This window comes from Dyadobacter sp. CY312 (genome assembly GCF_021390535.1).
Taxonomy (GTDB): Bacteria; Bacteroidota; Bacteroidia; order Cytophagales; family Spirosomataceae; genus Dyadobacter.
Genome location: NZ_JAJUXG010000002.1, coordinates 1 through 1519, shown reverse-complemented (window position 1 = coordinate 1519; position 1519 = coordinate 1). Strand labels below are relative to the sequence as shown.

Annotated in this window: 1 protein-coding gene; it reads left to right on the top strand. The window is 38.0% G+C overall.

All coding sequences use genetic code 11. The features are described from left to right. The first annotated feature begins 121 nt into the window (after positions 1-121). On the top strand, positions 122-1345 hold the full coding sequence (locus tag LZG71_RS04180; RefSeq protein ID WP_233817303.1) for a site-specific integrase: 1224 nt from the start codon (positions 122-124) through the stop codon (positions 1343-1345). Positions 1346-1519 lie beyond the last annotated feature (174 nt).

Here is a 1519-nt window from a genome sequence, read left to right as displayed (position 1 = left end):
CTCACAAACTAATGACTCACCAGAATCCTTGTAAGTTGCTGTATAACAGCTAGTTTCTCTCATTTACATCTTGATTTTTTCGTACTGCAAGCCTACTTTTATTCACATAAATAAGTACGCTATGCTTAGTAAAACATTTAATTTGCTCTTTTATTTAAAGAAGCCAAAGAATTATGTCGGTGGAAAAATGCCTATTTACATACGAGTCACCACGGACGGCGGTCGTTTCGAAATGGCAGCAAAAAGAGATTGTGAGCCAGATAAATGGAATCCTGTATCAGGAAGGATCAGCGGCACCAAACACGATGTGAGGAGTGTGAATGCCTATCTGGACAGCTTGCAGGCTAAGGTCTATGATGCTCACAGGACTTTAATTGACTCCCGTAAAGAAGTTACTGCTGAATCAATTAAAAATATGCTGTTGGGTATCGACGATCAGCGTAAAATGATTCTGCAGGTTTTTCGCGAACATAATCAGGAAATGCATGATCTGATAGGTAAAGACTTTGCAAGGAGCACATACAATCGTTATGAAGCAGCATTAAGAAATGTAGAGGAGTTCTTCCTTTTCAAATATAAAGTTTCGGATGTAAGCCTGGAAAAATTAGATCACAACTTAATTTCGGCTTATGCTTTCTATTTGAAAGCAAAGAGGAATATCTCCCATAATACGACGATGAGATACCTTGTATATTTCAAGAAAATCGTTCTGTTGTGTGTAAAAAATGGATGGATTGTTCGCGATCCCTTTTTCGCCTTTAACATGGCAAAAGTGGAAGTAGATCGACGGCCGCTTAACGAGGCAGAACTTGCTTCCATTGTCAAAAAGAAATTTACCAATGATCGTCTATGTAAGGTGCGGGATATTTTTATCTTCTGTTGTTACACTGGGCTGTCTTACGTGGATGTTCAGAAATTGAGGAGGTCGGAAGTAATTGATGGTTTTGATGGAAGAAAGTGGATCTCAATGAACAGGCAAAAAACCGATACGCCTTCTAAAATTCCCTTGCTTCCACAAGCGTTAAATATTCTAAGTCGCTATTCGGGTCACCTTCAATGTACCAATAGCGATAGACTCTTACCAGTAATGACAAATCAGCGAATGAACTCATACCTAAAAGAGATTGCCGATGTATGTGGAATAGATAGAAACATCACCTTCCATCTGGCGCGACACACTTTTGCAACTACAATAACCCTATCAAACAATGTTCCAATAGAAACTGTCTCTAAAATGTTAGGTCACAAGAGTTTGAAAACGACACAGCATTACGCTAAGATTGTTGATAGAAAGGTAAGTAATGATATGGAGTTACTCAGGAGGAAGCTTGAAGGTCAGCAATGATTTTAAGCTAGAATTCCTGTCCTGAATTTTTTTCATTCTAATTTTCCCAAATGAATGCAAGGAGGCTGTCTTCTATGTTGAAAAACAAGTCCAGGATTAAATTTTAGGCTTATTTGTTAGATTTTGACAATAAGTTATTAATCTCCCGTTGAAATGTGTTAACCTGAAAGGTTA